At 72.3% G+C, this 7,402-nt stretch carries 9 protein-coding genes and 3 pseudogenes; 10 read left to right on the top strand and 2 right to left on the bottom strand.

Annotated features, from left to right (window positions below; translation table 11 throughout):
* The 8 genes and pseudogenes from GTW08_RS07470 to GTW08_RS32445 form a co-directional block, all read left to right on the top strand.
* Nucleotides 1-208 (top strand): annotated as a pseudogene (locus tag GTW08_RS07470) (LLM class F420-dependent oxidoreductase); the annotation flags it as partial.
* 27 nt (nt 209-235) lie between these two features.
* Nucleotides 236-949 (top strand): M50 family metallopeptidase, encoded by a 714-nt coding sequence (locus GTW08_RS07465; protein WP_073574174.1) that lies wholly within the window; start codon nt 236-238, stop codon nt 947-949.
* 12 nt (nt 950-961) lie between these two features.
* Nucleotides 962-1,384 carry a nitroreductase/quinone reductase family protein gene (locus GTW08_RS07460; RefSeq protein WP_073574173.1) on the top strand — a complete coding sequence of 141 codons (423 nt, stop codon included), beginning with the start codon at nt 962-964 and terminating at the stop codon, nt 1,382-1,384.
* A gap of 65 nt (nt 1,385-1,449) precedes the next feature.
* Nucleotides 1,450-1,884: a GlcG/HbpS family heme-binding protein gene (locus tag GTW08_RS07455; protein WP_073574172.1), complete on the top strand. Its 435-nt coding sequence runs from the start codon at nt 1,450-1,452 to the stop codon at nt 1,882-1,884.
* 728 nt (nt 1,885-2,612) lie between these two features.
* Complete coding sequence (locus GTW08_RS07450; RefSeq protein ID WP_073574171.1) at nt 2,613-2,879, top strand: GlsB/YeaQ/YmgE family stress response membrane protein; 267 nt, start codon at nt 2,613-2,615, stop codon at nt 2,877-2,879.
* A 197-nt stretch (nt 2,880-3,076) separates the two neighbouring features.
* Nucleotides 3,077-3,274 (top strand): annotated as a pseudogene (locus GTW08_RS31640) (cold-shock protein); the annotation flags it as partial.
* A 33-nt stretch (nt 3,275-3,307) separates the two neighbouring features.
* Nucleotides 3,308-3,481: pseudogene (locus tag GTW08_RS32915) on the top strand (cold shock domain-containing protein); the annotation flags it as partial.
* On the top strand, nt 3,455-4,015 hold the full coding sequence (locus GTW08_RS32445) for a cold-shock protein (protein ID WP_346009872.1): 561 nt from the start codon (nt 3,455-3,457) through the stop codon (nt 4,013-4,015). The pseudogene GTW08_RS32915 and the gene GTW08_RS32445, both read left to right, overlap by 27 nt.
* A gap of 86 nt (nt 4,016-4,101) precedes the next feature.
* On the opposite strand, the gene glnA is transcribed toward GTW08_RS32445, so the two are convergent.
* Nucleotides 4,102-5,523: a type I glutamate--ammonia ligase gene (gene glnA, locus GTW08_RS07440; protein ID WP_062395988.1), complete on the bottom strand. Its 1,422-nt coding sequence runs from the start codon at nt 5,521-5,523 to the stop codon at nt 4,102-4,104.
* Nucleotides 5,524-5,706: 183 nt separating this feature from the next.
* Between glnA and GTW08_RS07435 the strand changes: the two genes are divergently transcribed.
* On the top strand, nt 5,707-6,177 hold the full coding sequence (locus GTW08_RS07435; protein ID WP_073574170.1) for an RDD family protein: 471 nt from the start codon (nt 5,707-5,709) through the stop codon (nt 6,175-6,177).
* Between the two features lie 11 nt (nt 6,178-6,188).
* Here the strand turns inward: GTW08_RS07435 and GTW08_RS07430 are convergent, their stop codons facing one another.
* The gene (locus tag GTW08_RS07430) at nt 6,189-6,866 is read right to left on the bottom strand and encodes a GntR family transcriptional regulator (RefSeq protein WP_073574169.1); all 678 of its coding nucleotides are present in this window, start codon (nt 6,864-6,866) and stop codon (nt 6,189-6,191) included.
* 123 nt (nt 6,867-6,989) lie between these two features.
* Here GTW08_RS07430 and GTW08_RS07425 point away from each other — a divergent pair.
* The coding region (locus tag GTW08_RS07425) for a GAF domain-containing protein (RefSeq protein WP_161151654.1) at nt 6,990-7,402 on the top strand (413 nt) is incomplete at its 3' end.

Below are 7,402 nucleotides of genomic sequence, written 5' to 3'. Positions count from 1 at the left end.
GGCCGAGGCGGGCCGCCCCGCCGACGCGATCGGCGCGGTGCTGCGGGTGAACCCGAAGCCGGGGGAGACCGCCGCCGACGCCGCCGCGCTGGTGCGCCGGGCGGCCACCGACACCGACGTCGACCACACCTTCGTCGACCTCATGTATCTGGCGGACGACACCGGCTCGGCGCTGGAGGCGGTCGAGGAGATCCTCGGCGCGGTGTGACCGGGCCCCGCTGGTTGACTGGGGTGCGTGGCAGACCTCGACGTGATCACCCGCGGGTACGAGCTCGTCGCGGCCCGGCCGGCGTCGCTGCTGGCCGCGCTGCTGGCCCTGACGGTCGTCGCGTGGCGGCCGACCTGGCGGCTGACGCGCACCGCGGTCACGATCGCCCACGAGGGCGGGCACGCACTCGTCGCGGTCCTGGTCGGGCGGGGCCTGGCCGGGATCCGGCTGCACGCCGACTCCTCCGGCGTCACGCACTCCACCGGGGCCGGGCGGGGCCCCGGCGTGGTCGCGATGTTCTCCGCCGGCTACGTCTTCCCGCCGCTGCTCGGCCTCGGCGGTGCGGTGCTGGTCGCGGCGGACGAGGCGCAGGCGATGCTGTGGATCGCGGTGGTGCTGCTGGCCGCGACGCTGCTGCAGATCCGCAACCTCTACGGGGGACTGGCCGTCGTCGCGACCGGTGCGGTGCTCGTGCTCGTCGCGCTGCGTGCCCCGGCCGATCTGCGGACCGGGTTCGCCGCCGCGCTGACCTGGTTCCTGCTGTTCGGCGGGGTGAAGGCCTGTCTGGAGCTGCGCCGCGGCCGTCGCGGGGGCCGGCTGCGCCACTCCGACGCCGACCGGCTCGCCGAGCTCACCCCGCTCGGCGGCGGGGCGTGGGCAGCGGTGTTCGTCCTCGTCGCGTTCGCCGCGACGCTCGCCGCCTGCTGGGTCGTGTTCGCTCCCGGCGGGGCGCCGGCCTGACAGCATGGGGTCATGGCAGAGGACTTCAACACCAGGGTGATCCGCGAGTTCCGGGAGAACGACGGCCGGGTCGGCGAGCCGTTCACCGGCCTGCCGATGATCCTGGTCCACCACGTCGGCGCGAAGAGCGGTGCCGAGCGGATCGCCCCGCTGCGCTGGTTCGCCGACGGTGACCGCTGGGTCGTCGTCGCCTCCGCGGCCGGCGCGCCGCGCCACCCCGCGTGGTTCCACAACCTGATGGCGAACCCGGACGTCACCGCCGAGATCGCCGACGGCGAGGGCGGGGTCGAGACCGTGCCGGTGCATGCGGCCGAGCTCGACGAGGCCGACCGCGACCGCGTCTGGGCCTGGATCAAGGAGAACAACGGCGGGTTCGCCGACTACGAGCGCAGGACCGACCGGACGATCCCGTTGGTGGGCCTCACCCGGCGCTGACCGCCGCCCGCGCTGTGTGAGGCCGGGGTGGGCGTGCGCGGCGCGGTGATGGCAGGGTTCGCAGTATGACGATCTCCCTCGAGCAGGCCCAGACCATCGCCGCCGCTGCCCTGGCCCACGGCACCGAGCAGGGCTTCAACCCGCTCACGGTCGCGGTGCTCGACCCGGGCGGCGCGATCGTCGCCCTGGCCCGCCAGGACGGCTCGGGCTTCCTGCGGCCCGACCTCGCCGTCGCCAAGGCCAGCGGTGTGCTCGCCCTCGGCATGACCAACCGCGCGATCGCCGCCCGCGCCGCGGACTCCCCGGAGTTCTTCACCTCGGTGGCGAACCTCGCCGGCGGCAAGATCCTCTCCGTGCCCGGCGGGGTCTTCGTCAAGGACGCGGCCGGCGCGCTGCTCGGCGCCGTCGGGGTGACCGGCGACGCGTCGCTCAACGACGAGGCCGCCGCCCTCGCCGGGATCGAGGCCGCCGGTCTGGTGGCCGTCACCGGCGCCGAGTAGTCCCGCCGTCCCGGAATGTGCCGCACCCCCGGGCGACGAGGTCAGCCCGGGGGCGCGGAGGGGACACGATCCTGCCGCCGAGGAAGGACCGTGCACGTTCGTGGTCGCGCCGAGGGGCGCAGGGTGACGCAGAGGGTCGCGCGTGGCCGGTGCCGTTCCGTGGACACCCGGGCGGTTTCACCGATCGGAGTGGACGGGCCGGTGCGACCCTCACTCCGTGTGACCTGGAACACGGTAGCTCTGAGTCAAGCATCCGCGTCCCGCCCTTGTCAACGAATCCGCGGACGCGGGCGATGAGATGATCTCTGCACCGATTCCGCGTCCGGGATGCTCCGAGCGGACCTGACCCCGAGCGGGGGTCGCATCCGTCCGCGGTGACCGCCTCGTGACGCGCCCGCATCCGGGAAGACCCCGACCGTGCGAACTCCGGCACCTGATGGTGGGGCAGGGGTGTCCTGCGATGTTTCCGTGACCGGCAGTGGTTAGCGTCGGCGACGTCCTACACGACATCGGGAACCGCGTGGTGCCGACGGCCGTACACCGGTCGCCGGACGGGCGCCTCCACGGTGCCGTTCGGAGCAGCCGGAGCGGGCCGACGTTCTCCCGTCTCCTGATCGCATCCGAACGGTGACCACCGGGGACGTTTCGCCACGACCCCCACGGGTCACTCGATGCCGACCGGTCAGATTCGGTTCGTCACGAACGGACCGTAAGCGAGGGAGACAGACATGGGCATCATCGCGTGGATCGTGCTGGGGCTGATCGCGGGCGCCATCGCCAAGGCCATCATGCCGGGCAAGGACCCGGGCGGCATCATCGTCACCCTGATCCTCGGTGTCGTCGGAGCGCTGCTCGGCGGCTGGATCGGCAGCGCGGTGTTCGGCGTCGGCCTCGGCGGCTTCTTCAACATCTCCACCTGGCTGCTCGCCATCGTGGGGTCGCTGATCCTGCTGGGGATCTACCGCGTGATCGTGGGCCGCAAGGTCCGCGCCTGACACGCGCGTAACACCCTCGTCGGCGCCCGCCCGGAGACTCTCCGGGCGGGCGCCGACGTATGTCCGGACCCGTCCGCCGGATGCCGCGCGGACCGCCGGTCGGCGCCGTACCGCAGCCCCGCGGGCCCGGCCCGTCGGACCGCGAGGCCCGTCGGGGAGACTGGGGCCAGTACCCGACCACCGATCTGGAGTTCTCGATGCCGCACGGGACCGTCCGCTGGTTCGACGCCGAACGGGGTTTCGGCTTCCTCGCCCCCGAGGACGGTTCGCCGGACGTGTTCGTGCACGCCTCCGAGATCGTCGGGGGCGGTGGCGCACCCGTGCTCCGGGAGGGCCAGGTCGTCGAGTTCGAGGTCGGCGAGAACGACCGCGGACCCCAGGCGCTGCGGGTGCGCGTCACGGCCGAGGCGGCCGACAGCGCCGTGGGCCTGCTCGGCACCGTCACCTGGTACGAGCCGGGGAAGGGATACGGCTTCGCGACCCCGGACGGCGGCGGCGCCGACATCTTCGTGCACAGCTCCGCCATCGTGACCGGCGGCGTGGTCACCGAGGGCCAGCGGGTGGCCTTCCTGGTCGTGGAGGGCGAGCGCGGCCCGCAGGCCGGGAACCTGATCCCGCTCGGGGCGGAGGTCGGCCCGCCCGCCGTGGACGACACCGCGGACGACGCCGACGGCACGGTCGCCTGGTACGACGAGGACAAGGGCTTCGGCTTCGTCACCCCCGACTCCGGCGGCGACGACGTCTTCGTCCACGCCCGGGCCCTGGCCGAGGGGCTGACCTGGCTCGCGGAGGGCGACCGCATCGCCTTCGAGGTGGCCCAGGCGGAGAAGGGCCCCCAGGCCCGTGACGTGCATCTGGTCCGGAGCGGTGAGCCCTCGACGGCGCCGAAGCGGTCGGCGCCCCCCGCGGGGCCGTCGTCGCGCGAGGTTCCCGCACGGGGCGGCGAGGGCGTCGTCGTCCGCTACGACGAGGACCGCGGCTTCGGGTTCATCTCCCCGGATGCCGGCGGGGACGACCTGTTCGTCCACGTGTCCGTGATCCGGGACGCGGAGCCGCTGCAGAAGGGCGACCGTGTCCGCTACGCGGTGCGGCAGAGCGACCGGGGCCCGCAGGCCGACCGCGTCGAGCGCCTCTGACGGGGCGGCCGACGACCCACCGGACGCGCCGAGGCCCGGCTCCCTGACGGGGGCCGGGCCTCGGTGTGACGTGGGTCAGTTGTGGATCACACGTCGTAGTACAGGGCGAACTCGTACGGGTGCGGGCGCAGCCGCAGCGGGTCGATCTCGTTCTCCCGCTTGTAGGAGATCCAGGTCTCGATCAGGTCCGGGGTGAACACGCCACCCTCGAGCAGGTAGTCGTGGTCCTGCTCCAGCTTGTCGATGACCGCACCGAGCGAGGCCGGGACCTGCGCGATGTCCTTGGCCTCCTCCGGCGGAAGCTCGTAGAGGTCCTTGTCGATCGGCGCCGGCGGCTCGATCTTGTTCTTGATGCCGTCGAGGCCGGCCATCAGGATCGCCGAGAAGGCGAGGTAGGGGTTGCCGGACGAGTCCGGGCAGCGGAACTCGACGCGCTTGGCCTTCGGGCTGTCACCGGTCAGCGGGATGCGGATGCAGGCCGAGCGGTTGCGCGCGGAGTAGACCAGGTTGACCGGGGCCTCGAAGCCCGGAACCAGGCGGTGGTAGGAGTTCACCGTCGGGTTGGTGAACGCCAGCAGCGACGGCGCGTGGTGCAGCAGGCCGCCGATGTAGTAGCGCGCGGTGTCGGACAGCCCGCCGTAGCCGGACTCGTCGTGGAACAGCGGCTGCCCGTCCTTCCACAGCGACGAGTGCACGTGCATGCCCGAGCCGTTGTCGCCGAACAGCGGCTTCGGCATGAAGGTGGCGGTCTTGCCGTTCTGCCATGCGACGTTCTTCACCAGGTACTTGAAGAGCATGACGTCGTCGGCCGCACGCAGCAGCGTGTCGAACTTGTAGTTGATCTCGGCCTGGCCGGCGGTGCCGACCTCGTGGTGCTCGCGCTCCACCTCGAAACCCGACGCCTGCATCGCGGTGACGATGTCGGCGCGCAGGTCGGCGTAGTGGTCGACCGGCGGGACGGGGAAGTAGCCGCCCTTGTAGTTGACCTTGTAGCCCAGGTTGCCCCCGACCTCCTCGCGGCCGGTGTTCCACCAGCCCTCCGCGGAGTCGATGTGGTGGTAGGCCTGGTGCGGGTCGGTGCCGAACCGGATCGAGTCGAAGACGTAGAACTCGGCCTCGGGCGCCATGTACGCGGTGTCGGCGATGCCGGACGCGGCCAGGTACTCCTGGGCCTTGCGGGCGACGTTCCGCGGGTCACGGGAGTAGGGCTCGCCGGTGATCGGGTCGTGCACGAAGAAGTTGATGTTCAGCGTCTTGTGCTTGCGGAACGGGTCGAGACGGGCGGTCGTCGTGTCCGGGTGCAGTGCCATGTCGGACTCGTTGATCGCCTGGAAACCGCGGACGGAGGAGCCGTCGAAGGCGGCGCCGTTCTCCAGGAGGTCGCCGGCCGTCTTGGCGGGGACGGTGAGGTGCTGCATGACGCCGGGCAGGTCGCAGAACCTGATGTCGACGTACTCGACCTTCTCGTCCGAGATGTACTTGAGTACCTCTTCGGCGTTGCTGAACACTCTCTGGGCTCCTTCATTCGCTGGTGGAGATCGTGGGTGACGGTAGGAGTGGCGTGTTGCTCACCCATCACTCACCTGTTTCACCGACGTTAACTGACCCGACCGCGACATCGATCACGTTCGTCATCGGTGTCCGGTCCGGTCCCGCTCGGTGGTGCGGCTACGGCGCCTACGCTAGAGAGCATGGCCCGTTGGATCGAGTCCTGGCTCCCCGGTTCATCCGCCGGGGGCTCCGCCCCGGCCGGACACCCCGGCGAGCGTTTCGGGCTGCCGGCGACCGGTCACTACTCCGTCGCCGGGTTCGGCCGCCGGGTCGCCGGCGTCTGCCTCGACTGGTTCCTGTCCTACCTGCTGGTGCTACTGGTCGCAGGGGTCGACGCGCTCGGCACCCCGGAGTTCAGCTGGTGGGTCCTCGGGACCTGGTTCGTGATCACCGCGCTGTCCGTGTCGGTGCTCGGCACGGCACCGGGGCACCTCGCGCTGGGGATGCGGGTCGCGCGCACCGACATGGCGACCCACGTCGGTGTCCCGCGGGCGCTGCTGCGCACCGCGATGATCGCGGTGGTGCTGCCGCCGTTCCTGCGTGACACCGACGGCCGGGGCTGGCACGACCGCGCGAGCCGCACGGTCGTGGTGCGGGTGCTGCGGGGCTGAGGCCCGGCGGCTCAGGCGCTCGCCGGGGGCGCGCCCAGAACCGATGCCCGGGTGCCCGCCAGGTGCACCCGGAGCACGGCCACCGCGCCCTGGCGGTCCCGGGCGCGCAGCCCGGCGAGCAGCTGCCGGTGCTCGGCGACCAGGCGCTCGGCCCGGCCGGGGAAGCGGCCGCCCAGTGCGCCCATGTTCATCCGCAGCTGCCGGTCACGCAGCGTCCCGTAGACCTCCAGCAGGATGCTGCGGCACCCGGCCCGCACCAGCACGGTGTGGAACTGGCGGTCGGCCTCGACGAAGGCGAGCTCGTCGCGCGCGGCCACGGCGGCGAGCTGGTCCTCGATCGCGGCGTCCATCGCGGCGGCGATGTGCTCCAGGGTCTCGTCGTCGACCCCCACGACGGTGGCGATCGCGTGCGACTCGATCACGTCGCGGGCCTCGACGACGGCGTCCACCTCACCGGGGGAGACCGGCACCACGAGCGCGCCGCGCTTGGGGTAGAGCTTCAGCAGACCCTCGGCCTGCAGCTGCAGGAACGCCTCGCGGACCGGCGTGCGGCTCAGCGCGAGCGGCCGCGCGACCTGACCCTCGCTGATCAGCTCGCCCGCGGGCAGGGAGCCGTCGAGGATCCCGGCCTTGGCGAACCGGTACGCCCGTTCGGTGGCGCTACCGCTTGCCCGTGACCCGTCGTCCACATCCGAAATGATGCCTGAACACGTCCGGCCCGGGTTCGCGAGGCTTGCCCACCCCGGTCGACATCCCTACCGTTCCCCTCCAGGAATGCGGCATAGATGCAAGATGGATACCGGGAGGACCGGGTGATCCTCGCTCACGGTGCGGCGCAGGACCGGGGTGTGACGACGCTGCTCGACGACCTCGTCCGGCGCACGACCAGCAGGCTGGGCGGTGGTGGCGGCACCGTCGCGTTGCTGGGCGACCCGGCACCGGTCGTGCACCGCGATCCCCTGCCCCCGGTGGAGGACGTGCTGGCCCGCCTGGTCCGGGAGCCCCGCACCCTCCTTGTGGAGGGGGACGGCCCCGGCACACCGGACGTGCTCGGAACCCCCCTCTGGTGGGACGACGAGTTGCTCGGAGCCTGTGCTTTCGGTGGGGGTGGACGCTTCCGCGATTCCGACGTCGCCGCGGTCGAGGGGTTCGCCGAGCAGGCGGCCGTCGCGGTGATGGCGGCCCGGCTGCTCGCCGACGTCCCGGCGGTCGCGACCGCCCCCGC

The organism is Pseudonocardia sp. SID8383 (assembly GCF_009864975.1).
Taxonomy (GTDB): domain Bacteria; phylum Actinomycetota; class Actinomycetes; order Mycobacteriales; family Pseudonocardiaceae; genus Pseudonocardia; species Pseudonocardia alni.
Note: the sequence above shows the minus strand (reverse complement) of the source record. Positions and strands in the feature narration are given on the sequence as shown.